The organism is Streptomyces showdoensis, assembly GCF_039535475.1.
Taxonomy (GTDB): Bacteria; Actinomycetota; Actinomycetes; order Streptomycetales; family Streptomycetaceae; genus Streptomyces; species Streptomyces showdoensis.
In genome coordinates, this window is record NZ_BAAAXG010000006.1 from 1 (window position 1) to 23,750 (window position 23,750).

General features: G+C 70.5%; 18 protein-coding genes and 2 pseudogenes. 6 read left to right on the plus strand and 14 right to left on the minus strand.

All coding sequences use genetic code 11. The features are described 5' to 3' along the window. Positions 1-254: 254 nt before the first annotated feature. From ABD981_RS03205 to ABD981_RS03260, 12 genes and pseudogenes are all read right to left on the minus strand, one after another. Positions 255-1,109 carry an ABC transporter permease gene (locus ABD981_RS03205; protein ID WP_046909609.1) on the minus strand — a complete coding sequence of 285 codons (855 nt, stop codon included), beginning with the start codon at positions 1,107-1,109 and terminating at the stop codon, positions 255-257. Continuing rightward, entirely contained in the window at positions 1,106-2,092 is a 987-nt protein-coding gene (locus ABD981_RS03210; RefSeq protein WP_046909608.1) for an ABC transporter ATP-binding protein, read from the minus strand. Before ABD981_RS03210 ends, ABD981_RS03205 begins: the two co-directional genes overlap by 4 nt. Before the next feature lie 121 nt (positions 2,093-2,213). Next, positions 2,214-2,369: a VenA family class IV lanthipeptide gene (locus ABD981_RS03215; protein WP_165590978.1), complete on the minus strand. Its 156-nt coding sequence runs from the start codon at positions 2,367-2,369 to the stop codon at positions 2,214-2,216. A gap of 44 nt (positions 2,370-2,413) precedes the next feature. Next, positions 2,414-5,128, minus strand: a complete 2,715-nt coding sequence (gene lanL, locus ABD981_RS03220) for a class IV lanthionine synthetase LanL (RefSeq protein ID WP_046909607.1) — start codon at positions 5,126-5,128, stop codon at positions 2,414-2,416. A 179-nt stretch (positions 5,129-5,307) separates the two neighbouring features. Then, positions 5,308-6,762 (minus strand): carboxylesterase/lipase family protein, encoded by a 1,455-nt coding sequence (locus ABD981_RS03225; protein WP_046909606.1) that lies wholly within the window; start codon positions 6,760-6,762, stop codon positions 5,308-5,310. Next, a complete protein-coding gene (locus ABD981_RS03230) occupies positions 6,759-7,784 on the minus strand; it encodes an alpha/beta fold hydrolase (protein ID WP_046909605.1) in 1,026 nt (341 codons plus the stop codon). The genes ABD981_RS03225 and ABD981_RS03230 overlap by 4 nt, the downstream gene beginning before the upstream one ends. 9 nt (positions 7,785-7,793) lie before the next feature. Next, positions 7,794-9,113, minus strand: a complete 1,320-nt coding sequence (locus ABD981_RS03235; RefSeq protein ID WP_240495331.1) for an esterase/lipase family protein — start codon at positions 9,111-9,113, stop codon at positions 7,794-7,796. Between the two features lie 190 nt (positions 9,114-9,303). Next, positions 9,304-9,978, minus strand: a complete 675-nt coding sequence (locus ABD981_RS03240) for a LamG domain-containing protein (RefSeq protein ID WP_046909604.1) — start codon at positions 9,976-9,978, stop codon at positions 9,304-9,306. Between the two features lie 117 nt (positions 9,979-10,095). After that, on the minus strand, positions 10,096-10,230 hold the full coding sequence (locus ABD981_RS03245) for a hypothetical protein (RefSeq protein ID WP_345527802.1): 135 nt from the start codon (positions 10,228-10,230) through the stop codon (positions 10,096-10,098). Between the two features lie 54 nt (positions 10,231-10,284). After that, entirely contained in the window at positions 10,285-10,752 is a 468-nt protein-coding gene (locus ABD981_RS03250) for a hypothetical protein (protein ID WP_046909603.1), read from the minus strand. 190 nt (positions 10,753-10,942) lie between these two features. Then, positions 10,943-11,107 (minus strand): annotated as a pseudogene (locus ABD981_RS03255) (pirin family protein); the annotation flags it as partial. A 183-nt stretch (positions 11,108-11,290) separates the two neighbouring features. After that, a pseudogene (locus ABD981_RS03260) lies at positions 11,291-11,976 on the minus strand (enolase C-terminal domain-like protein); the annotation flags it as partial. A gap of 220 nt (positions 11,977-12,196) precedes the next feature. On the opposite strand from ABD981_RS03260, the gene ABD981_RS03265 reads away from it, so the two are divergent. The 5 genes from ABD981_RS03265 to ABD981_RS03285 all read left to right on the plus strand — a co-directional run bounded on the left by ABD981_RS03265 (position 12,197) and on the right by ABD981_RS03285 (position 17,098). After that, the gene (locus ABD981_RS03265) at positions 12,197-12,691 is read left to right on the plus strand and encodes a Pycsar system effector family protein (RefSeq protein ID WP_123954762.1); all 495 of its coding nucleotides are present in this window, start codon (positions 12,197-12,199) and stop codon (positions 12,689-12,691) included. A gap of 18 nt (positions 12,692-12,709) precedes the next feature. Continuing rightward, a complete protein-coding gene (locus tag ABD981_RS03270; RefSeq protein WP_123954761.1) occupies positions 12,710-13,414 on the plus strand; it encodes a Crp/Fnr family transcriptional regulator in 705 nt (234 codons plus the stop codon). A 110-nt stretch (positions 13,415-13,524) separates the two neighbouring features. Then, the gene (locus tag ABD981_RS03275; protein ID WP_123954760.1) at positions 13,525-14,307 is read left to right on the plus strand and encodes a hypothetical protein; all 783 of its coding nucleotides are present in this window, start codon (positions 13,525-13,527) and stop codon (positions 14,305-14,307) included. Further along, a complete protein-coding gene (locus ABD981_RS03280; RefSeq protein WP_131723902.1) occupies positions 14,307-16,325 on the plus strand; it encodes a hypothetical protein in 2,019 nt (672 codons plus the stop codon). The genes ABD981_RS03275 and ABD981_RS03280 overlap by 1 nt, the downstream gene beginning before the upstream one ends. Further along, the gene (locus tag ABD981_RS03285; RefSeq protein WP_123954759.1) at positions 16,322-17,098 is read left to right on the plus strand and encodes a hypothetical protein; all 777 of its coding nucleotides are present in this window, start codon (positions 16,322-16,324) and stop codon (positions 17,096-17,098) included. Before ABD981_RS03280 ends, ABD981_RS03285 begins: the two co-directional genes overlap by 4 nt. 249 nt (positions 17,099-17,347) lie before the next feature. Here the strand turns inward: ABD981_RS03285 and ABD981_RS03290 are convergent, their stop codons facing one another. Together ABD981_RS03290 and ABD981_RS03295 are read right to left on the minus strand one after the other, a co-directional pair. Next, complete coding sequence (locus tag ABD981_RS03290) at positions 17,348-21,859, minus strand: hypothetical protein (RefSeq protein WP_131723901.1); 4,512 nt, start codon at positions 21,857-21,859, stop codon at positions 17,348-17,350. Positions 21,860-22,289: 430 nt separating this feature from the next. Beyond that, positions 22,290-23,255, minus strand: coding sequence for a pirin family protein (locus ABD981_RS03295; protein ID WP_046909599.1), 966 nt, complete (start codon positions 23,253-23,255; stop codon positions 22,290-22,292). Between the two features lie 142 nt (positions 23,256-23,397). Here ABD981_RS03295 and ABD981_RS03300 point away from each other — a divergent pair, with 142 nt between their 5' ends. Further along, positions 23,398-23,745, plus strand: a complete 348-nt coding sequence (locus ABD981_RS03300) for a tetratricopeptide repeat protein (protein ID WP_046909598.1) — start codon at positions 23,398-23,400, stop codon at positions 23,743-23,745. The last annotated feature ends 5 nt before the right edge of the window (positions 23,746-23,750 follow it).

Sequence of the window (23,750 nt, forward strand, 5' to 3'; positions counted from 1 at the left end):
CCTCCGAGGCGTCCGGTGATCAGGTGGTTCCGTGGCTCCCGGGCTGAATGGAAGCTCGGGCGGAACCGCTGGTCAATGCCTCTCCCGCTGCGGAATCCGTCGCTCCGGGGCGCGCCGACGGGGCCCTGGGGCGCTAAGAACGCGATAAGACGGCGTAAACACTCGGTGCGGGAACCGCAGCCCGCCCGCCAGGTCTTTTCCCGCGCTTTACCCCCTGCGGGCACCGTCCCGTCCGCGGTTCGGGACGGTGCGCGTCACTCGGGACGGCTGAAGCGGCGGGCGGCCCACACGAGGGTCAGCACGCCGAGGGTGAGGAGCAGCCCGGCCTCCAGGGACAGGGGCGGCTGCCGGCCCGCCCATTCGACGCCGCCGACGGCCGCCTGGTCCGGCACCCGCAGGGAGATCGAGCGCCGCAGCAGGTCCACCCCGTACGCGAGCGGATTGACGGTGGCCAGGGCGCGGGCCCAGCCCGGCAGGGACTCCAGGGGGAAGAAGGCGCCGGACAGGAAGAGCAGCGGCATCATCAGGAGGCTGAGCAGGGTGTGGAAGGTCTCGGGGCTGCGCAGCGTGACCGCCAGCGCGAGGGCGAGGGCGGTGATGGCGAAGGAGGCGAGCAGCATGCCGCCGAGGAGCAGCAGGAGGAGGAGCGGGTCGTAGGGCAGGCCGACCGCGCCGGCCAGGCAGAGCAGTACGGCGCCCTGTACGGCGGCGACGAGGGTGCCGCCGGCGCAGCTGCCGAGGAGCAGGGTGGAGCGGCTGACCGGGGCCATCAGGAGCTCGCGCAGATAGCCGCTCTGCCGGTCGGTGATGAGCCGGATGCCCACCATGATGGCCGGGGTCTGGACCGTCATCATCAGCATGCCGGGGAAGAGGTACGTCTGGTATCCGGTGCCCAGGGAGGCGTTGGGGATCAGGGTGGCGAGTCCGCCGCCGAGGGCGAAGAGGTAGAGCACCGGCTGGAGCAGGACGAGGCCGGTGTGGGCGCGCTGGCAGGCGAGGCGCAGCAGGTCGCGGTGGACCAGGGCGTGGATGGCGCGCAGTTCCTGCCGCAGCCGGGGGGCCGGTCCGCGGTCCGTGGCCTCGGGTGCCCGGAGGGTGAGGGCGGTCATCGGCCGGCTCCCGCGGCGGTCGCGGCCGGGGTGGTGTGGATGCTGCGGCCGGTGTGGTGGAAGAAGACGTCGTCGAGCGTGGGCGGGGTGGCGGAGGCGGCGTGCACGGCGATGCCGTGCCCGGCGAGGGCGGCGCACAGCCGTGGGATCCACGTGCTGCCGTCGGGTACCCGGAGCCAGGTCCCGTCGGCGTCGGCGGTGACGGGACGGTCCGGCGGCGCGGCCTGGGCGACGATCTTCCGGGCCCGCTCGTCGTCGCTGGTGCGGAGCACCACCCGGTCGTCGCCGATCTCGGCCTTGAGCGCGTGCGGCGTGCCCTGGGCGACCAGCCGGCCCCGGTCGGCGATCGCGATGCGGTCGCAGTTCTCCGCCTCGTCCAGGTAGTGCGTGGTGACGAAGAGGGTGCTGCCCTGCCGGTCGCGCAGCTCTCGCAGGTGCTCCCAGATCTGGGCGCGGGCGTGCGGGTCGAGGCCGGTGGTCGGTTCGTCCAGGAACAGCACGCTCGGGGAGTGCAGCAACTGGCGGGCGATCTCCAGGCGTCGCCGCATGCCGCCCGACAGGGCGCGTACGGGGGAACGCCGCCGGTCGGTCAGGCCGGCCGGTTCGAGCACCTCGGCCGTCCGCCGGAGCACGTCGCGGCGGCGCAGCCCGTAGAGGCGGGCGTGGATGCGGAGGTTCTGCTCGACCGTCAGGTCCGGGTCGAGGGCGCTGTGCTGGAAGAGGATGCCGACCTGTCGCCGCACGTCGTGCGGCCGGGTGAGCACGTCGAAGCCGGCCACGGTGGCGCGGCCGGAGGTGGGGCGGGCGAGGGCGCAGAGCATGGCGATGGTCGTGGACTTCCCCGCTCCGTTGGGGCCGAGGAAGGCGAAGGTCTCGCCCTGGCGCACGTCGAGGTCGAGGCCGCTCACCGCGTCGACGACGGTGCCGTGCGGGCCCGGGTAGCTCTTGACCAGACCGCGCGTGCTGATGGCGTATGGCTGCATGGGGCTCGTCCCTCGTGGTCCGGACCGCCCTCGGAAGGGCGGGCGGTCGGGCGGGTGGCGGAAAACCCGATCCGGCCGGCGGTCGCCACGGGGGCGACCACCGGCCGGAGGGGCGCGGCCGCTACGCGCAGCTGATGCCGATACAGACGGTGTTGAGGAGCGTCAGCAGGCCGACGCACGCGCACGTTCCGCTGAACGAGTCGCCGTCGACACCGACCGGGTCGGTCTCCGGAAGGGCGTGCAGGTGGGCCAGCAGCTCGAGGTCCTGGTTCTCCATGACATTCTCCTTCTCTGTGACGTGACGGCAGGGATTCCTGCCGCTCAGACCGGCTGCTGGACCATCCAGTGCCGGGGTTCTGTGTGGCGGATCCGCAGGAGGAACCCGAGGATTCCGGCGGATCCGTCGCTCCAGCTCGTCGAGACGTCCCCGTACTCGTTCGGGAACACGACGTGGCTGCCGCGGTGGGTGCGTTCGGAGCGGATGAGGCGGGCCAGGTCCTCGGCCATCGCCCGGTAGGCGGGGTCGCCGGTGGCCTCGGCCATGTCGAGGAGGTAGTCGCCGTTCCCGGCCAGTCCGTGGCACTGGGTGACGGCCGCGCGGGAGGCGCGCTCCACGACGGCGCGCGTGCCGGCCCGGGCGAGGGCGCCGAACCGCTCGTCGCCGGTCGCCCGCCAGAGGCGGACGAGGAAGGAGCCGATTCCGGCCGACCCGTGGCACCAGTACGGGGCCGTCGGCACGTCCGTCTCCTGGGCCGGCCACTGGGCGGCGCCGTCGACCATGACGGCGTGCGTCACCAGGTGTTCGCCGGCCGCCAGGGCCAGTTCGCGGTGGTCCGGGCTCTTGGAGACGGCCGCTGCCTCCAGGAGGAAGCAGCCGATGCCGGAGGTGCCGTGGGCGAAGCCCAGGTAGCGCTTGCCGGCCTCCTCGACGACGGCCTCCGCGGGCACGGGCCAGCTGGCTCCGGAGCGTTCGCGCCGGGCCGCGGCCGCGAGGCGGTCGGCCAGTTCGACGACCCGTTCGGCGAAGCGGGGGTCTCCGGTGCGGTGCCACAGGTGGACGGCGGCCAGGCCGCTGCCGGCCGAGCCGTGGGTGATGTCGTGGCTGGGCGTCGACTCCTGCGGCGCGAGCGCCAGGGCGAGGGCGTGGTCGACCAGGGCCCGGTCGTCGACGGCGCGTCCGGCGTCGTACAGCGCCCAGGCGGTCCCGCGGCCGCCGAAGTGCAGGCCGGGGCGGGTGGAGCGGGTGTCGGTGCGGTCCGCGATCCAGCGGCCGGCCGTGGAGATCAGCTCCGGCAGCCGTGGGTCGCCGGTGAGCTCGAAGTACCGCGTCAGCACGGCGAGCACACCGGCCGCGCCCTGCTGCACGGTGCAGGCGTCGGTCTCCCCGGCCTTGGTGGACACGGGCCACAGGCGTCGGTCGTCCTCCGGTGTCATGGAGTCGACGAGGTGCTGCACGATCCCGGCCACCACCGCCTCGTTCTCGGCGGCGTCGGCGGCGGCGGTGGCGTCCCCGGCGTCGGTGGGCGTCGCCGCGCGGGTCCCGCCGGTCCGCGCGGACGCGGCCGGGGTGGTCGCCGGCGGTCCGCTCTCCCGGAGCGCGTCCCGGGCCCGGGCGGGGTCCCAGCGCTCGGCGGGTTCGTCGCGCATCAGCCCGAGGATCATCGCGCGCAGGCCGTCCGGCAGTCCGGCCGGACCGGCGCAGGCGCCCAGCCACGCGCCGAGCCGTTCCTGTGCCGGCCGGGTGGCGGGCTCCTCCTGCAGGAGGTTGGGGACCTTGCCGGTCAGGACGAAGCAGAGGGTGGCACCGAGGCTGTAGTAGTCGCCGGTCGGGGAGACCGGGGCGTCCACCAGGCGCTCGGGGGCGCTGAAGCCGGGGGTGCCGACGCGGCTCGGGAGGGCGGCGTCGTCCTCCAGGACGGCGAGCTCCAGGTCGATCAGGCGCAGCGCGCCGTCGGGGCGGACCATCACGTTGGCCGGCGTGAAGTCGCGCAGCACGCAGCCGCGGGCGTGGGCGGCCTCGACCAGGTCCACCAGACGGGCGGCCTGGGCGAGCGCGTCGGCGTGGTAGCGGGTGGCGCCGGCGTCGCGGAAGTGCTCGGCGACCCAGTTGCGCAGGGGGATGCCCGGTACCTCCTCCTGGGCGAGGAAGAGGTGGCCGCCGTGCTCGAACATCGCGAGCGGCTCCGGCGCGAGCCCGGTGCCCTTGAGCTTCTCCAGCGTGCGGGCCTCGGTGCGGAGCCAGTCGCGGACGTCGCTGCCGGAGGCGTCGGCCTCCACGTGGGGCCGGGTCTCCTTGATGACCACGGGGGCGCCGGTGGTGAGGTCGGTGCCCCGGTAGACGCCGCCCTTGTTCGTGTGCCGGATCGCCTCCCGTACCGAGAAGCGGCCGCCGAGGACGACCGGGCGCCGCTCGGTCTCCGCTCTGGGCGGGGCGACGGGCACGGATTCGGGGAAGGGGCTGACCGCCCAGGACGGCGGGGCGTAGCTGCCGGTCCGCTTGTCCTCCACGGGGTTGCCGTCGGGGTCCTCGATGTACCAGACCATCAGGCCCTCGTCCGAGAGCCGCCGCCGGGCGGCGAAGGCGCCGTAGCGGTAGTGCACGAGGCTGTTCGGGGCGTACGGCCGGTCGGACAGGATCCGGGGGCCCGCGAGTCCTCGGGTCGCCGTGTGGAGGTCCTGGGCGAGCCGGGCCGCGTCGGCGTCGGAGGCCGGGTAGACCGTGATGAACTTGCCCGAGCTCCCGCGCGGCGTGGCACGGGTGTTGAGCGCGCTCACCTGCTCCAGCGACCGGGCGAACTTGAAGGCGGCCCCGTCCCGGAGGAGCACCTCCAGGGCCTTCTCCAGCACCGCGGGGGCGGAGGCGGCCGTCGCGGAGACGTGCAGCTTCCAGCCCTGTGCCGGCCCGGTCCAGGAGGGCGGTGCCACCCGGCACCAGCTCTCGTCGGACTCGGTCGCCCAGCTCTCGCCTGTCCCCGTGGCGCGCAGTGCGCCGTGGAGCAGGGTCTCCAGCTCGGACTCGGTGACGTGGGTCGTCATGCCCTTCCCTCTCAACGGGTGAGAACCGCTGGGAGGGAGCGTGCCCGGACGTTCTTGTCATACCAACACACTCACCACCGGATTCACTTGATTCGGCGAGCGCACGGGCACCGTGTGCCACCTTGTGGCGCGACCGCGCGGGAAGGGCGTGCGGCCGCTCACTTCGGGGCGCATTGGGCTCAGCGCACGCCTTCCCAGAGGGCGCGTTCGCGGGCGCGCGGATCGCTGACCTGGGCGGGGCCCGGCGTGGTGAAATCCATCGCCGTACGGGTGGTGGGGGCGTACGGCGCCCAGCCGGGGTCGCCCGTCCTCGCGAAGGCGACCCACGCCCCGTGCATGGCCTCCGCGAGCGCCCGGGGCGGGTGGGCGCCGAGCACGGGGGCGTAGGACGGGTCGTCGAGGCGGTCGAAGACGAAGGGGAGTTCCAGAGCGTGGCAGGCTCCGAGCGCCCCGTCGAATCGGGGGGACCGCCAGGAGAACTCGTACAGGTACGAGCCGGGGACGGCCTCGGCGAGGCGGACGGCGGGGATGCGGTAGAACCAGTCGGTGGCCACCGCGTCGAGGAGTTCGCCCGGCGTGGCGCCCGGCCGGGCCGCCGCGTAGACGGGGAGGGCCTCGGCGGGGTCGAGGCCGTAGGCCGAGGTCAGGGCGTGCAGGGTGGTCTCGGGCACGAGGTCCAGGCGCCCGGTGGGGACGAGGAAGAGGCGGTACTCCTCCCGGTTGCTGCCGATGAGCAGGTCGACGCCGCAGTCGGGCGGGGGCAGCGCCGGACCGGTCCTGACCGGCTCGAAGGGCATCATGTTGAGCGCGGCCTCGCCCCACAGCGCCGGGTCCGGGCGCGCGTTCACCTCGCCGCGCAACTCGGCCTGGGCGGGCAGCAGTTCGGCCAGCGGGACGGCGGCGAAGGCCTCCGGGTCGGGGTCGATGCCCAGCTTCTGCGCCAGCCGGGCGGTGACGAGCTCCGCGGAGGCCGGGCGCAGGAAGTGGTGACAGGCCCCGGACTGGAGGATCGCCCGCCGGAACAGGCCGCGGGCCGCCGGGTCGGTCAGGAGCATGCCGATGCTCATGGCGCCGGCCGACTCGCCGAAGACGGTCACCCGTTCGGGGTCGCCGCCGAAGGCGTCGATGTTCTCCCGGACCCAGCGCAGGGCGGCGATCTGGTCGAGCAGGCCGCGGTTGTCGGGGCGGCCGGGCAGCCGCAGGAAGCCGTCGCTCCCCAGGCGGTAGTTGAGGGTGACGCAGACGACGCCGTCGCGGGCGAAGGCGCTGCCGTCGTACGCGGACACCGAGCCCGCCCCGTTGGTGAAGGCCCCGCCGTGCAGCCACACCATCACGGGCAGTCCGGTGCCTCGCTCCGGGGCCGGCGTCCAGACGTTGAGGTTGAGGCAGTCCTCCCCCGCGGCGGTGTCGTCCGGGATGAGCGCGTCGAAGGGCGGCGCGTAGGGGGCGTGCGGTGGGGTCGGGCCGAAGGCCGTGGCGTCGCGCACGCCCGTCCAGGGCTCGGGCGGGACGGGCGCGCGGAACCGCAGCCCGCCGAAGGGCGGGGCCGCGTACGGGATGCCGAGGAAGCAGGTGAGCCCGTCGGGGAGGGGGCGGCCGCGGACCGCCCCCTGCCGGGTCGTACGGACCGTCATGCCGACAGGACCCCGGTCAGCGCCGCGCCGAACTCCTCGGGGCGTTCGAGGTGGACCGCGTGTCCGGCGCCGGCGACCGCGACCTCCCGGACGGTGCCGCCCGCCGCCGCGTACCGGTCCAGGACGTGCCGCGTCTGCGCCACCATCGGCTGTGCCGGGGTCCCGTCCCAGCCCGGTACGACCCCGACCGCACCGAGGTGCGCGAGGTCGAACATCGACGCGTCGGCGACGATGACGTCGTCCTCGCCGCGGATCCACAGGATCGGCGGCTTGTGGTCGAGCAGGTGCAGGTCGTCGACGCGGAAGTGGGTCGGGGCCAGGCAGTTGAGCACGCCGCGGGTGCCGGGCGCGATCCCGGGCCAGGCGGCGGACGGCGTGCTGTCCCCCGGGTAGTGGTCGTCGCCGGTGCGGGTGGTGAGCATGGCCTCGACGTACGCGTCCTCGTGCTCGGGGCGCAGCGGCGGCTTGACGTAGCAGCCGGCGAGGACGGCGCGCGGGGAGAGCGGGGAGTCCTCGCCCCGGTCGCCTTCGGCGAGCAGCCGCACGAACTCCGGGTTGGCGGTGCCGCCGCCCGATCCGGCGCCGTCCGCGGAGTTGAGGGTGCCGTCCACTCCGCGCGTGCCGCCGAAGCCGTACGGGGAGACCGGGTTGACCAGGGAGAGGGAGCGGACGGCGGCCGGGTGGTCGCGCAGGAACTGCATGACCACGCCCCCGCCCATGGACCAGCCGACCAGGTGCGCCCGGTCGGCGCCGAGGGTCTCCAGGAGCGCGGCGAGGTCGTCGGCGTAGTCCCGTACGCCCCGGGTGGCGTCGACGGGCAGCGGGTCGGTGCCTCCGAAGCCGCGCAGGTCGACGGCGACGGGCCGGTAGCGGTCCGGCAGCGTGGTCAGGGTGGTGTCCCAGAACACGGAGGAGGAAACGTTTCCGTGGACGAAGAGGACGAGCTCCCCCTCCTCGCGGACTTCGGTGATCTGCTGGGTCAGCCGGGAGGTGGCGACGCGGCGGGTGCGGAGCGTGGTCATGGGGGTCCTTCAGGAGAGCCAGGTGGCGATCTGGGCGGCGGCCGAGCTGTGCCAGCCCAGCTCGAGGTGGTTGGCGGCGGCGACGGTGGCCTTGCCGCCGACCGTGGGGATGCCGGTGGTGTCGAGCGCGCTGGCGGTGAAGACGACGCCGTCGCTGGGGCCGCGGTTCTCGTTGAAGATGCCGACGATGTCGGCGGAGCCGCCGGCCAGCAGATACGTGGGGACGGAGGCGGGCACGCCCGCGGCGTGCAGCGGGGCGATGAGCGAACCGGCGTCGATGGCGGCCTGGATGCCGCCGCCGGCGGTGTAGAGGCCCTGGCCGCCGTAGTAGGTCGTGTACCAGTCCTGGGCGGCGCCGTCGACGCCGTACGCACCGTCCCAGCGCGCGAGCATCTGCCGCTGGCCGGGGTAGTTGTCCTGGCCGCCGGAGGGGGTGAACGAGAACTCCGGGTGGGCGGTGTACAGCCCGTAGCAGGTCATGTGGGAGTGCGGGGAGGGGGCGTTGATCTTTCCGCCGCACTCGGGCCACAGGGAGAAGTCGTGGGCCCAGCCGTGGGCGTAGGGGTAGTCGTAGCCGCCGTTCGGGCCGCCGACGGTGATCAGCCGGCGTACGTCGCCGGCGTACGCGCGTCCCCAGCTCGGCTTCACGGACGACACGTACGCCCGGGTCGACATCTCGCCCTTGCTCCAGCCGACCAGGTCCACCTGGGAGACGCCCAGCCTGGCCTTGATGACGGCGATGGCGTCGCCGACGATCTGGGCCTGCATGAGGTTGTCGCCCTGCTTGTGCGCGAAGCCGACGGCGAAGACGCGGTGGCCGCGGGCGGACAGGTACTGCATCAGCCCGGTGGACGGGCAGCTCGCGGCGCCGCAGCCGTAGCCGCCGGACTCGCCGGGGTTGGCCCAGGCGCGGTCCGCGGTGTCGTTGGCGCCGTGCACCAGGAGGACGGGCGTGGTGCGGCTGCCGGTGTCCCAGCCGGGGGCCGAGTAGAGCAGGAACCGCCCCGAGGAGGGCCGCTTGGCGCCGCCGAAGTAGGTGACGCGGACGCCGTCCTGGTCCCCGCGGCCGTCCGGGGCGAAGCCCTCGGTGCGGAAACCGGTGGTCGTGTCGGCGTAGCGCTCGACGCGGCTCCAGCCGTTGGTGACGGTCCCGGCTCCGTAGCTCGCTTCGAGGGTGAGGTACGGGGGCGGTGCGGCGGTCGCGCCCACCGTCCGCCCGCTCGCGGTGGCGGGCGGACCCACCAGCGCCGCCACGACGACCCCCGCCAACGCCACGATCCGCGCGGCCCACGTCCACCGGCCCCGCCCCCGGCTCCGTCTTCCGGCCATGTCCCGGCCTCTTCCCCACTCGTGCGCCCTGAGCGCGTCGGCCCGATGCCGTCCCGGCACCGGGTGTGCACACGCTAGGCGGGCGGGACGACACCCGGGCATGGAGCCGCCCCACACAAAGAGGGCCGCCTCCATGGCGGCCCCCTCCACACTCTCCGGTCCGGCTGCCTTTCCGGCCGGACCACCCGGCTCACCTGCCCGGCCGGAACACCTTCAAGTCGCGGACCTCGTAGGACATCGCGGTCGCGCCCGCGTCCGGGGCGGGGTGGTAACGCCCGGCGCAGACCGAGAGGTTGACGATCAGATAGGCGTGCCAGCCGCGGCCCACGCCCCGGCCGTCGTCGAAGATCACGCGGCCGTCGAGCGACCAGGTGACCGAGCGGGCCCCGAACACGACGCGCAGCGCGATCCAGCCGCCCGGGCGGACGGAGGGGGAACGGTGGTAGCGGTTGCTGCTGCGGACGTGGTTGGTCAGTTCGAGGAGGTCGGGGTTGTCGGGGTGGTACTCGAAGACGTCGACCTCCTGGCCGCCGTCGCGCCAGGTCCAGATCGCGGGCCAGGCGCCCATCTCCTCGGGGAGCCGGACGCGGGCCTCCAGCGTGTCCCCGGTCCGGAGCTGGAAGCCGTCCCGGCTCCCCTCGGTGGTCAGCAGACCCGCGTCCCAGAGGCCGTCACGCCTCCGGGTGGCCCGGAACACTCCCGTACGGCTGTACGCGGGGTCCTCGACCAGGTGGTCCAGCTTGTTGTCGCCGGGGTTGACGGGGCCTCCGTTGGGATAGGCCCAGCTGTGGCCCGCGACCCATTGGTCCTGCGAGCCGAAGTCGGCGGTGAAGACCGGCTCTTCGGCCGGCGGCCAGGTGGACATGCGCGCTCCTCTCGTCAGCGGCCGTCTGTGTGCCTGCGGCTGTTGTGCCCGCCCTCACCGCCCCGATGCGGAATCTCCCCGTCCTGTCAGGAAGTCGCCACGCCGGTCCCGCTCACCTCAGGGCCGGGCGGCCGGCGCCTCGACCTCGAACGGCACGTCGGGCGTGGCGAGGCACGCGACCCCGAGGAGCGCCTGGGTGGGCGGCTGGGCGCCCCCGCGCTCCGGCCCGCGCACGCCCCCGCACAACCGCACGGCCGCCCCTGGCCCGCCCGGGCACAGCCGCCCCGCCCCGGGCTCCGCGGCGCGTCAGGCGACCGGCCCGCCGGCGTTCCGGATCAGCCGCTGGAGCACCTTCACGGTGGTGACGTAGTCCGCGTCGTCGATGCCCTCGTGGAGGGCGGCGCGGATCGCCGGGGAGGTGCGCCCGAGGTCGACGCGGGCCGCTTCGCCCGCCTCGGTGAGCCACAGCCGCTCCTCGGCGCCCCAGGTCAGCCAGCCGCGCTCGACGAGCACCTCGGCCTCGACCGCCAGGTCGTCCTCGGACCGGAGGTAGGAGGCCATGGCCTTCCGGAGCTGGTTCAGCGTCATCCCCTCGCCGTCGGGCGAGATGTCGTTCGCCGACAGGTTGCGCAGCAGCCAGAACTGGGGCTGGGTGAAGCCGTGTTCGGCCTGCCGGGCCCGGGTGAAGCCGATGAGCGCCTCGTAGGCCATGCCGGTCCAGTAGGCGGCGGGCTGTCCGGCGAGTTCGGCGTCGGACATCTGCTGGGTCGTCATGGGAAATCCCCTCCGGGCACGTCGGTGCGGAACCTGCCCGCCGCGTGCGGGCCATGGGGAAACCGTAGGACCTCAAGTGCGGTTGAGGGCAAGGAGACGATCTTCCGGCCGGGAGAACGACCGGCGAGCGGTCCGGCGAACGGCCCGGGAGAGCGGCCCGGCGAGCGGCCGGACCGCTCTCCGCCGGGTCTCAGCGCACCCTCCCCCGCGCCTTCAGCGGCGTCGCCGGGACCTCGGGGGCGTCCAGGCGGTCTCCGTCGTAGCCCTTGACCTCGCCGAAGCGGCCGCCGTTCGTCCAGTCCTCGCGGGCCTGGCGGATCTTCTCGTCGGTGCGGCCGACGAAGTTCCACCAAAGTCAGCATCGAAGTGCCTCTAGACGGCCGATTCAGCCCACAGTCCATCCGCTGATTGCGGGGGGGGCAGGCAGCAAGGACCGATGCTGGGCATCCGGTCGCAGTCGACGAGGTACAGCTAAGGCTCCCGGGGTGCGATGCGCGCCCCGGGAGCCTTCGGGAGGTCGGTCGCACTGCGCAGAGGATTAGATCGCGTTCCACTCGGTGGAGACGGCGACCTCGTTGAGGATGCCGAGGAGCGGCTCGACTCCGAGCCCCGGGACGTCGAGATGGCCGTCGGCCAGGACGAACGGCTTCGTGATGTCCGTGGCGGAGTAGCGGTGCGAGCCCGAAGTGTCGCCCGGCGGGGTGAAGCCAGGGAGGGCTGCCAGGGCGACGTTGGCGGCGCGGCCGATGCCGGTCTCCAGCATGCCGCCGCACCAGACCGGGACGCCATGGGCGCGGGCGACAACGTGGATGCGGCAGGCTTCGAGGTAGCCGCCCACGCGGGCCGGCTTGATGTTGATGATGGAGCGGGCGCCCAGCGAAATGGTCGCGGCAGCGGACTCGATGGGCTCGTCCAAGCAGATCGGGGTGTGCAGTAGTTTGGCGAGCTGGAGGCCGAAGCCGTCGAGCTTCGCGAGCTGTTAAGCATCGACGAGCGTGTACGCGGCGTTGGTGTCGGCCTGGAGGAGGAGGTCGCCGCCGAAACGCTCGCGGACGGCGCGGACCGGTCGACGTCCCAGCCGGGCTTGATCTTCAGCTTGATCCGGACGTGCCCCTCGGAGACGTAGCTGTCCACGACATCCAGCAGCTCGGGTATCGAGTCCATAATGCCGCAGGGGACGCAGTCGCGAGCCGCGCCCAGGTAGGAACTGAAGGACTCGCCCGACGTTGCGGACGCCACATACGGCGTCGGAGGGCAGGTCGAAGGTGTACGGCCCTTCGGGCAGGGTCGGACCCCAGGCTGTCAGGACGCGGTCGGACTCGTCGCCGCGCTCCACCACGTTCAGGCCAAGATGTGCGCTGTGCGTTTTCGGACTGCCATGCCTGCGCAACCTTCAGCGCAGCACCAGTGAGTGGTCAATTGCTGTACCCAGGGGGATGTCACCGTGCCGAATGAGCCGACCGAAACAGCATGGAAGATCCAGTCCGCCGTCGCGGATGCGACGGCCAAGGCGGACTCGAAAGCCGCGCTCGCCTTGACCCTGCAGTCCACCACGCTGGCCGTATTGAGTCTGCTGGCGAGTTCCCGGAGAGCAGCGGGCGGGTTCGAGTCCGCCGCGTCGCAGACGCTTTTGTGGCTCGGTGTCGTACTCATCATGGCGGGTGTCTGTTGTGCCGCATGGGCTGTTTCCCCCCGGCTCGGCAAAGAGCGGCGAGGACCAGAACCGGATGGTGACTTCATGTACTTCGGACACCTGCGGCTTATGGAACCCGCCGCATTGGAGGGCGTGCTGCGCAACACAGACCCACTGCCCTCGCTTACCCGACAAGTGGTGGTGATGAGCGAGATCGCGTGGGCCAAACACCGCCGGGTGCAGTGCTCTCTCGTCCTGGCAGTCGCGGGTTGCGGCTGCTTCGCCGTGGCCACTGCCTTCGCGTGAGGGCGAGGAGGTGTCACGGTGAACTTCCTTTCCCTCGTGTCTCCTGAGGTATGGCGCGACTTGCTCGAACGCGGGCATCGGCGCACCTACCGGAGCCAGACGGTGCTCCTGGCACAGGGTGAGTCGCCCGACTGTGTGATCGCGCTGGTCGACGGTCTCGTCAAGGTGGTGCAGGGCAATGAGGCAGGGGACAGTTTGACGTTGATGCTCCGCGGCCCGGGTGAGGTCCTCGGTGAGATGGGTGTGCTGCTCGACCGGCCGCGTTCGGCAACCGTGACAGCGGTGCGCCCCTGCACGGGCGTCGTCATGGCTGCGCACGCCTTCCGCGGATATGTGGCCCGGCATCGCCTGGAATCTGTCGTGTACCGGCTGAGCGTGGACCGGCTGAACAGCCAAGAGCGTCTGCGCGCCGACCTTGCACACTTGTCGCCGCCGGCCCGCCTGGCACGAGTGGTCGTTCATCTCGCGGACGAGGTGGGGCACCGAGACGGAACTGGTGGTGTCGTCGTCGAACTCGGCATACCCAGGGAGGATTTAGCCACGATGGCGGCCATGAGTCGATCATCAGCATTTGCCGCCCTCGCGCGTCTCCAGTCCGACGGCATTGTCACGCTCGGCCGTCGGCGGCTCATTGTCAGAGATCCTGCCCTGCTGAGGGCTGCAGCCCAGGACGACGGAGTAGGCGGCGGCGACCGACCACCGCTCGGAGCTCCTGTGATGTGACGTGTGGCACGCCCGTACCGTCCAGCGCTGGACGGTCGGCTCCCCGCTCCTCGAACAGGGTGGTGCTCTCCCCGCCGCATGGGCGGGGAGAGCTACGAGAGGAGCGGCGCATGCTGCCGTCATGGGAGCCCTTGTGGCCCTACCGGGCCGTGTTGGCTGTCGACGCCAGGGACTTCGGATCACTCGACAGCAAAGGGATGCAGCAGGTCAACGCCGACATCCCACCTCTGCTGGCCCAGGCGTTGAGCGCCAGCAACGTCAGCGCGCACTGGGAGCGGCGCGTGTTCAGCCAGCACACAGGCGACGGTTACGTCGCCGGCATGGACCCCGAGGTCCTGCCCGCGCTGGTGGGGCACTTCCCCGACGCACTGCGCCAGGCGCTCTCCCGTCGGCGGGTCGAGAACCCGCACCTCAAGCCCCTGCAGCTTCGGGTCAGCATTCACGTCGGCCCGTTGCCTCAGAGCGGTCTGGGCGTGCCCATGGTGCACACCCACCGCCTCCTGGACGACAAGGCACTGCGGGCGGTGCTCGAGCGCGGAAATCCCGAGATCACCAACACCGCCGTGATCGTCTCCCAGCGGGTGTACGAGGACGTCTTCGACAGCGGCTGCGTCAACGACGACGTGCTGCAGGCGCACTTCCACCGGCATCTGGTGAGGGTGAAGAAGTTCGAGCAGCCGGCCTATCTGCACCTTCCCGGTTTTGACTGGGGGCTCGCGGATCCGGACATCTTCGAGCCGTCCGCCGCGGCGGCAAATGAGGAGGAGCCGGGATCTGGGGCGTTTGTGGCGTCGGCTCCCCCGGCTCCGGCGGGTCCCGGTGCGGTGAACTTCCACCAGTACGGCGAGCACGGCAAGCAGGGCTACAACTTCTACGACGAGCGGGGGCGGTAATGAGCGACCGCAGCAGTGAAGCACCCGACCCGACATACCACGGAATCAATCCGGTGAGGCCCCGGGTATACGAGGATCCGGCCGACACGCCGCCATCGAACGCGTCGGAGTTCCACCAATACGGCGACCACAGCGTCCAGGCGGTCCACTACGCCGTACACCTGAACGGTGACCACGTCCAGACTCTGCCCATCGACGGCAGCGACCTCGCCTACCGTGCGAGCGAAGACGGCCGCTTCGTCGAGCCCCGGGATCCGAACCGTCTGCTCGACGCGGCCAAGATCCTCGAAGCGCACGGCGTCGTGGTGCTGTGCGCGTCCGCCGGCAGCGGCCGACGGACCGCAGCGGTGCGGCTCCTGCGCCAAACGGCGGGACCGGAGGAGCCAGAGCTGTTCGACCTGGAACCGGAGTGGACCAAGCCCGGCACCCAGTGCTTGCCGGTGCGCTCGGCGACGGGCTACCTGCTCGACCTCTCCGACCTCCCGGACGAGCCGCCCGCCCGCTTCGGCCAAGACCTGGTCCATCATGGAGCTGCACTGCGCAAACAGGGGTCTTTCCTGGTCGTGCTCGCCACCCCAGACGACTGGCAGGGCGCATGGGCCGACGCCACCGGCGACATCACGGTACGGCTGGAGTCCCCCAGTGCGCGGCGCCTCGTCGAGACCGAGCTCGGCGCGCACGGTCACGCAGACCGGGTGGCCTGGCTGACGGACGAAAAACTCTCCCCGATCTGGGAAGCCGACCCCTCCGCCCGTGACGCGTGCCGGCTGGCCGGACTCATCGGGGCGGTGAGCGGCAGGGAGCAGCTCAAGGAAGCCGTGGACCGTTTCGGGGACTGGCACACCACGGTAGAGAAGCTGCTCAACAAGCGCGGTGCCGTGGACGGAAACCCGTCGTTGCTGTCCACTCGGGTCACGGTGTGGGCCGGAGCGCTGCTCGACGGAGGGCGGCGCGGTTCCCTCGTCCGCGCGTCCGACGACCTGCTCGCCTCGCTGGGCCAGGCCCGGGGGTCGGCCGACGTACTCACCGACGCGACGTCGTCCCGTCGACTCCAAGCAGCCGGAATCGAGCCCGTCGGCGACCGCGCCCACCACGACCGCAGCTGTCAGGGGTTGCCCGCCGCCATCCTGCGTCACCTTTGGGAGGAGTTCCCCACCCAACACGACCTGCTGACGAGGTGGGCGGTCGGTGTTGCCGCGAATCGGTCCGTACCGGAGGACGACGCCCGACTGGCCAGCGAGGCCCTCCTGCGCCTGGCAGTGCGTCAGCACGACAGGCACGTGCTCGACGCTCTCGCAACGGGACTCACCGGCCCTCGGCGGATCTTGGCCGTCGAAGCGCTCACAAAGGCCGCGACCGACGCCGAACTCGGCCGCTACGTCCGCGACCGCCTCCTCAACTGGGCGGAGTCCAACAACGCGGAGAAGATCGATCTGGTCGTCGACGTCTGCGGCGGGCCCTGGGGCCTGGAGCAGCCGGCGCTCGCCCTGACCCGCCTAGGCAAGGCAGCGGGCGGGAAGGATTTCGGCGCCGAGAAGCTGGTCGATGCCTTCCGGGAGCTTGTCCGACACGCTCCCGGCCTCGTGGACAAAACGGTCGTGCAGTGGCTGAAGAAGCACGGGACCGAGGCCAGCGGAAAGGCGCACCGCCAAGCGTTGGGATCCTTCCTGGCACTCGTCTCCAGTGACACGGGCACGGACCTGGTCCTCGCCTCGGCCGGCGACCCGTCCAGCAGGGAGCACTTCGTCCATGCCTGGCAGACGCTGCTCACCACCAACGACGCCGTGGAGGCCGTGCTCAACCAGCTCACCCGCTGGCAAGAGCGGTTCGAGCACGACGCCGACCAGAGGGACACGGTAACCGCCCTACTGGCTGAGGTCTTCGCCCCGCCGCGGCTGCGGTTGCGGCTCGACCGGCTCTTGGTGGCAGACGGAGCGGTGGTCCGGCCGTTCTGGCGGGACATTCTCGGCCACGCCATGCAGCACTACAGCCTCGTCCGGAAAGCGTCGGAGGCATGACCGAGCGTCCCGGTCCCTGGTGGAGACGGCGGGTCGGCCGGTTCAAAGCGTACTGGCCCACCTGCCTGCCGGGCGTCCGCTTCCTGGCGCATGGCACTCTCACCCATCTGGTCCCTCACCGGGCGACCGGGACCTACCACCCGACCACCGCGCGAGCGGCGGCCCGTCTGGCCCTGGACGAACTCGGCCGCGGCATCGCCGGGAGGCATCGACCCGAAGAACTGGAATGCGCTCAGCAGAGGCTCACCCTGGCGGTCTCGGCGTGGCACAGCCCCGACAGCCATCCCGGCCTCTGGCTCAGGGCACGACTCACCCTGCTGCTCCCCCAGCAGGACGCCGAGCGAGCCCAAAGGCACCAGAATGCCCTGCGCGAGGTTGAACTCCGTCTCGCACAGGACCGGTTGCGCCGGCAAGATCTGGCTCGGACCGTGTGCACCGACCGTGACAGCGCCCGTCTGTGGTGGCTGGAGCGACATCTGGACGACCTGTCAGCCCTCAGCTGGGCATCGTTCAGGGACACGATCCTGCCCCTGGTGGGGACGTCAGTCACCGAGCACACGCAAGCCGAGCGGCTCGCCCACTCCCTCCTCTACGTCTGGGAGCGATTGGACGACGTGCCGGGACGGCAGGCTCGGTTCATGGCCACGGCCCGCACGCTCTTCGAGCAGATGGGTTGGTCCGACAGATTCCCCTGGCCGTCGCCGTCCGGCGACCTGGAGTCTGTGGCTCCGTCCCCGGCAACCGTCCCCTACGCAACGGAGGACGAGCAGTGAAAACCTTCCTACTGCGCTGGCTGCTCGATCCACTCACCAGTCTGCTCGCCCTCCGCCTGTGGTCCCGGGAGCGCAGCCGCAGGCCGTACGACGCGGCGTGGCGACTGGCCAGGGTCATTCGCCACCCGGACGAGCTCCTGTACCGCGTTCACGGCCACCGCCCAGACGACCCTGGAGACCTGCTTCCCTGATCACTGGGCGGTGCTGTCCTCCATCGCTGTGACCGGCGCACCGATCCCAGCGATCGCACTACTGCTTGTGGGGGCGCGGAACATTGATCACCATGGGCCGAATGTGAACAAGGCCTGCCTGGGAGAGGCTCATCGCTTGGTCCAGCAGATCGACCAGCAGCTTGTCAGGCTGGAGCTTCTTCGCCCGGGTCTTACGACTGTCTCCCGTGGCATTCCAGAGATCGATGGGATACCAACCGACGATGTAGATGCCTGCATCCGCCCTCGCTTCGGGTAGATACCGGCCAACCAGCTGATCCTTTTGAGCCGTTGGAACTTCATCGTTCCAGGCACCCTTTACCTCGATGACCAGTTTTATGGACTCCCTTGAGGCGATGCTGGGGTCGCCACCCGGTGAGGGGAGCGCCTCGATGAGGAGGTCAGTACGGTCGCCGGCGCCGTATGGATCGGTCGGGTGGATTAGCACCTCACGGTTGATCGCGACGCGGTGACCGGCCAGCCTCAGACTCAGCTCGTGCGTGAGGTAGGCACACAGGGCTGCTTCGGGTTTGGGGCGCCAGAGGTCGGGGATTGCTGGGCTGTCTGAGGATGGCTTTCGAGGAGTCTTCCCCGGTGTACGGTCCCATAGCAGTTCGCAGTGGGCGGGAAGGTCCTGACTCATGCCCTCGAGGGCCTCCTGCACCGTGTCCAAGAGGTCTGTGGTGGTGCGGATGACGCGCCGAGCTGGGTCCTGCAGAAGCCGTATCACGTCCTCTATGCGCACTTGGCTCCAGCTCGCAGCAGCATGTTGCTTGGTCGCCGCGACGAGCGCTGCGGCGATGGCCAGCCGATTGGGGTATTGGGCCGCAAGTTGGCGTAGCTGTTGAACTGCCTCTGTGGTGGCTCGTCGACTTAGCTCAGGAAGTAGGCGGTCTCTCCACTCTCGGGCTTGTTCATCAGCATCGATCCAGCGCGCGCCGCGAAGGGGCCGGTCCTCTTCGGGGTCGTACAACCCGCTGAGCCACAGATACAGGTCGCCAATACCGGCCTCACTGAGGGAGCTTTGGATTCGCTCCGTCACAGTCCTTGCGCAGGCTTCGGCCAGTCTCCGCCCGAGCTCGGGGTCGGTTGCCGTGAATTCCTTGACGCGTGGCCAGTGCGTCTCGGCGTCTGCGGTCAACAGGGCTTTGGCGGCGAGGACAGCGGCTCGTGTGGCAAGCGGAGTTTCCCAGGCTCCGTCGAGGGTGCTGTCAATGATACTGCCGGCAATCCGACTGTAGGTGGTGAGAAGAGAGGCCAGGGTGCTGTGCCAGGTCCGCAGCGCGGCCTCGCGTGCCTCATCGGTCTCGGGCAGACGTATGGGCTGGTCTTCGCTTGCTGGTGAGCCTGCTTCGGCCCTGTCCGCCGCGTTGGGCACGAGCCCGAGGCAGGTGGAAAGTTCCGTGGCAAGGTGCTCTATGGCCGTGCGCAATTCCGCAGACCAGCGCGGGTCGATGGGGTTAAGTTCGATGGGTTGTCGGCCTGTCGTGAGTGCGGCGCGAGCTGCCTGGGTGACGCGCAGAGCCAAAGACTCAGGGGCGTGACGGGCTGCAAGGCGCAGCAGGTCCACCCGTGCGGGTTCCATGTAGCTCGTCGACATTCCCAGGTGCTCGGTCAAAAGCGCGGCGGTCCACGAGCGCCATACCGAAGGGGGCAGTTCGAATAGACGGTCTGATCGGTGGAGTTCGGTCAGCAGCGCGTACCCGGCCCATGAGCACTTGTTGCGGCGCGAGTGTTGCAGCCAGGAATCCGCGCGGTCGTGTTCGGTTGTGAGATAGCGCAGGGCTAGCTCAGGGAGGTCCGTCAGATCGTCGTCGAGTGCTACGGCGCCCGGCCAGGTTGACATGGCGTCCGATGCGTCCTGCACCAGCCTTCCCGTCCGCGGGTCCACGCGTAGGTTCCATACGAACTGCCACAGACTGTCATTGTCCCCCTCTCTAGCCTCACCGAGGAGTCGCACTTGCTCGGCCATGAAATCCGCTGCTTCCGGCCAATGCTTCTTGCCAGCGCTGTGGTTGCGGCGGAGCGCCTGAGCGAGGGGACTGTCGAGGGCTATCGCCTCGTAGAAGGAACGCACATATGACCATGCCGGGTGCTTGTCGTCATAGGCCAGTTCGAACGCATGGTGGTCGTCAGGAGGAAATGTGCAGAAGGCCAGCTCGCCGTAGACCTGGATGTGCGCATGGTCGCCGGACGCCGCTGCCTGGGCTGTTTGCTCCAGCATCCACGGAAAGTCCTTCCGGTCCACCAACTGGTGGCGGGTAGCTGGCTCGGGGGCTGAGCGTCCGTCGAGCCGCAGCAATGGGCGGCGTTCCCAGTCGTACGCGATCAGGCAGGCCGCTTCCCGTGGGTCGACATTTGCCCGCACAGCTTCCGTGACGAGGGCTTGGGTCAGAAGCCTGCGCAGTGACTGAGTCTCCTGGGTTTCGTGCCCGTGCTCGTCGGGTTGCAGGCAGTCCGGGACCTCGACCTTGTGGTGGTCACGGAGGAGGCAGAGGATGATCTCCGCCAAGGTGGCCATATGCTGATCTGCTTGCGGGGCCCGGAGCGCACGATCGATCACCCCGTTGATCAGCGAGATCTCGAAACGGTCATGCGTGAAGACGAAGCCACTGTCCGGCTGGAGCATCGCTCTATGTGTCCAAGCCAGGAGCTCGGGCAGATCCTCCTCCCTGCACTGCTGGGGCATGCTGCTCAAGAAGTGGGCGAAGTTGCCGTACAGGTCTGGGGACGGGGGGCGAAGGGCGGCCAGCATCGTCGCGGCGTCCAGATGGTGCGGCCAGAGCAGGCTCAGCAGGGTGCCTCGCAGCTCGTGCTCGGGGTCCACACGCTCGGCGTAGGAGAGGTCAGAGAGCAAGTCGAGAGTCCCAGCTAGGACAAGCGCTGCACGTCCTGGGTCACACGTGAACGCGGCGCGCGCCGCCAGACGACGTTCCGTCTGGTGCCACGCCTCGTTCCTCACCAGCTGCAGCAGCGCATCAGCCAACCTGGGATGAGCCGTGCCGGCATCCTGGGCCAGCTGGATCGCCAGGCGGATTCGCGCTGTAGTCTGCCAGTCGGCCACACCTTCGCCGGGGGTCGCCTCCAGCACGTCGGCGAGCTGGTCAGCGAGCCCAGGATGGCGCAGGTCCCAGCGAGAGAGCTGCCATCTTGTGTCGCTCAGTTCCACCTGTGCCGCACGTTCCAGCAGTCTGCTCACGGTCAGTCGGCGGACCTCGTCGGAACGCACTAGAGCGCTGTGAACCGCCAGGCTTTCCGGATCGGCGGTTGCCAGCCAGCTGCTGGCAGAGGACTTCATGGCCACCAACCAGGCGGCAGTCTCCCGCAGAGGTGCTGGGATTGTTGCCGTCTCTCCGTCCGGTGAGCCGATCAGGAAGAGGTTCTCCAGCTGCCGCGGCGTGGTCTTCCGATCGGTCAGGTACCGGGCAGCGAGATAGGCCGCTACGGAAGAATGCCGGAAAGCCACCCTGTCGTCGTCCGGTGCTGTGAACAGCGCGGTAGCCAGGCATTCCTCGACCACCTGGGGCGTCACCTCGAACGGGCCAGCAGCGGTTCGCTCCTTTCCTCCCGCCAGTATCTCGCCCGCCAGGTCGTATGTGCCCGCCTCGAAGGTGGCGCCGCGCCAAACGGTACGGTGGCCGGACAGGAGCATCCACGCCGCAACGCGGCCCGCCACCGTCAGACGCTGCGGGGCCGTGGTGATCAGGGACTTCTTAAGTCGGCGAGCGTCGGGGTCTTCAGCAAGCCGTGCCACACCGCGAGCGAACAACTCTTCTGGCAGCCCGTGCAGCTGGCCGTCAGCCCGATAGGTCATGACCAGAAGTTCCAAGGTCAGCGGTACGCCGGCCAGCGCGGCGGCACCAGCTGCCTCAGCCCCCGCCACCAACTCTTCCCCCGGCACGCCGGCGCTGTCGGCCAGCGCCACAGCCTCCTGTCGACTCAACGGAGCGAGATCAACGCACCGACAGGCACCGAAAGCCTCGGACAATACAGGCGTCAGCGTCGCCGGATAGTCGGCTGTGCGGCAGGCCATGAGGAACCGAACCCGGCTGAGATCCCGGCCGCTGAGCGACCTTCTCAACCGCCTGGGCAGAGACGGCAGAAGTGGGCTCTCGTCAGCCTGGTCTAGGACTACCGTCAGAACTCCACCACGCCCGATGGCGCCTCCCTCCCCAGGCAAGGAGGCAAGATGGCTTCCAAGCTCCTCCTGGTAGGAGAGCTCGGTGAGGTCACCACCCGTCACCCAGAGGCACGCGTCGGAGTCTCCGTCCCAAGCATCGACAACGACTCGGGGCAGCCGCTCTGTGAGCTGTGTCAGCACAGAAGTCTTCCCGGCGCCCGGCTCCCCCAACACGATCATCGCGCCCGCCGCCGCAACCACAGAGGGAAGCGCCAAGGCTCCCTCACGAAGCCGCCCGGCCTCCCTGATCACGTCACCATCATCCGCACGGAACGCCTCGGTGACCTGCGGGATCAGATCTTCAACAGCGACACGTTCCCCCCGCACCCTGCACACCCGCGGAACCTGAAAGCCAAACACATAACCTGCCACTCCCCCATCGTCTCAGCCCTTACTGACAAGCGCCTCTGTCGGCCCATGTGCCGACGCAAGAGAGGCCCTTTCGAGCATGACGCATCCGATGCCGCCCAGGGCGCATAGCAGGAGGGGCTCATACAGGACCTGCGCCTGCCACGACGTCTCGCCAGCCCATGAGCGGCACGGGCTACGGTGCCGAGACCGGCCCGCTCTCCCCCTGCGCCGCATGGACGAGAAACCTGACGACCTATCAGTCAAGTCAGCAAAAGGTCAGCTTTCAGCTGACCAGACCTGCTCGCACACGAGCAGAGTCTGGATACGCACCCGTCGACTGCGGTGACTGCGGGAGGCTGCGATACGTCCCCTCCTGCAGTCACCACGACAGCCACAGGCAGAGGTCGGGCATTCCCCGACCCTGCGTCGACTCGGCAAAGAAAACCCAAGTTCAGCGCACCCTTCCCCGCGCCTTCAGCGGGGTCGCCGGGACCTCCGGCGCGTCCAGCCTGTCACCGCCGTACCCCTTCACCTCGCCGAAGCGGTCGCCCGTCATCCACGCCTCCCGCGCCGCGCGGATCTCCTCGTCGGTGCGGCCCACGAAGTTCCACCACATCACGATCTCCTCCTCGAACGGCTCGCCGCCCAGGAGCATGAGCCCCGCGTCGGAGACGGCGCGCAGGGGGAGTTCGGTGCGGCCGCAGCCGAGGTAGAGCATGGAGCCGGGGAGGAGCGGGACGCCGTCGACGTGGGCCTCGCCGGACATGGCGAGGACCGCGTACTCGAAGTCCGGCTCCAGCGGGAGGCGGGCCTCGGCGCCCGCGGTGAGGGCGAGGTCGGCGCCGGTGATCGGGGTGTAGGCCGTGCCCGGGGAGACGGCACCCGCGAGTTCGCCGAGGATCACCGTGGCGGTCAGGCCGGGCGCGGTGACGTGCGGCAGCTCGGCATGGTGCTGGAAGTGCGGTTCGACGTGGCGGTGGGCGTCGGGGAGGGCGACCCAGAGCTGGGCGCCGTGCAGGTAGCGGGCGTGGGCGCGGGGGCTCTCCTCGGAGTGGGAGATCGCCCGGCCGGAGGTCATCAGGCCCAGTTCGCGCGGCCCGATGGTCTGCAGGCTGCCGGTGGAGTCACGGTGCAGCACCTCGCCCTCGTGGAGCCAGCTGACGGTCTGCAGGCCCATGTGCGGGTGGGGCGGGACCTGCATGCCGGGTTCGTCGGCGATGTCGTCGGGGCCGTAGTGGTCGACGAAGGCCCAGGCGCCGACCATCCGGCGGCCGAGGTTGGGGAGCAGGCGGCGCACCTGGGTCGATTCGCCGAGCTGGACGTGGCGGGGGCTGAGGAGTTCCCGTACCGGTTCGGCGACGACGAAGCCGCGTCCGCCGCAGACCTGGAGGGCGGCCTGGCGATCAAGATTGCTCATGGCGTTCAACCTATTCCTGTCGGAGGGCAGGAGGTCCCCGGTACGGCGTGGACCCGCGCCGCAATATTGGTGGAATGTTCAAGCACATGGCGGTGTTGCACGGGCACCAGCATTTCCACCCACGGGAGAGAGAGCCAGAGCAGTGAGCGAGGAGACGTACTACGAGTTCGGGACGGCCGGTGAGCGGTGGGACCGCGCCCAGCTGTTCTTCGAGGCGAAGGAGTACCTGACGGCCGTACGCATCCTGCGCGGTCTGGTCGCCGAGCACCCGGACCAGACGGCCCAGCGACTGCTGCTCGCCCGTGCGTACTACCACTCCGCCCAGCTCTCCCGGGCCGAGGAGGAGCTCCGGGCCGTGCTGGAGCGCGACCCGGTCGAGCACTACGCCCGGCTGATGCTCGGCCGCACGCTGGAGCGGCAGGGCAGGGCGGCGGAGGCCGCCCCGCACCTGCGGCTGGCCGCCGCGATGGCGGGCGAGCTGCCGGAGTGACCGGC

Bases quoted from the DNA above. Each gene is read 5' to 3' on its own strand.
- ABD981_RS03240 (WP_046909604.1), bottom strand. From the start codon at position 9,978: ATGTCCACCTGGCCGCCGGCCGAAGAGCCGGTCTTCACCGCCGACTTC.
- ABD981_RS03205 (WP_046909609.1), bottom strand. From the start codon at position 1,109: ATGACCGCCCTCACCCTCCGGGCACCCGAGGCCACGGACCGCGGACCG.
- ABD981_RS03280 (WP_131723902.1), top strand. From the start codon at position 14,307: ATGAGCGACCGCAGCAGTGAAGCACCCGACCCGACATACCACGGAATC.
- ABD981_RS03210 (WP_046909608.1), bottom strand. From the start codon at position 2,092: ATGCAGCCATACGCCATCAGCACGCGCGGTCTGGTCAAGAGCTACCCG.
- ABD981_RS03215 (WP_165590978.1), bottom strand. From the start codon at position 2,369: ATGGAGAACCAGGACCTCGAGCTGCTGGCCCACCTGCACGCCCTTCCG.
- ABD981_RS03295 (WP_046909599.1), bottom strand. From the start codon at position 23,255: ATGAGCAATCTTGATCGCCAGGCCGCCCTCCAGGTCTGCGGCGGACGC.
- ABD981_RS03235 (WP_240495331.1), bottom strand. From the start codon at position 9,113: ATGGCCGGAAGACGGAGCCGGGGGCGGGGCCGGTGGACGTGGGCCGCG.
- lanL (WP_046909607.1), bottom strand. From the start codon at position 5,128: ATGACGACCCACGTCACCGAGTCCGAGCTGGAGACCCTGCTCCACGGC.
- ABD981_RS03275 (WP_123954760.1), top strand. From the start codon at position 13,525: ATGCTGCCGTCATGGGAGCCCTTGTGGCCCTACCGGGCCGTGTTGGCT.
- ABD981_RS03230 (WP_046909605.1), bottom strand. From the start codon at position 7,784: ATGACCACGCTCCGCACCCGCCGCGTCGCCACCTCCCGGCTGACCCAG.
- ABD981_RS03250 (WP_046909603.1), bottom strand. From the start codon at position 10,752: ATGACGACCCAGCAGATGTCCGACGCCGAACTCGCCGGACAGCCCGCC.
- ABD981_RS03225 (WP_046909606.1), bottom strand. From the start codon at position 6,762: ATGACGGTCCGTACGACCCGGCAGGGGGCGGTCCGCGGCCGCCCCCTC.
- ABD981_RS03285 (WP_123954759.1), top strand. From the start codon at position 16,322: ATGACCGAGCGTCCCGGTCCCTGGTGGAGACGGCGGGTCGGCCGGTTC.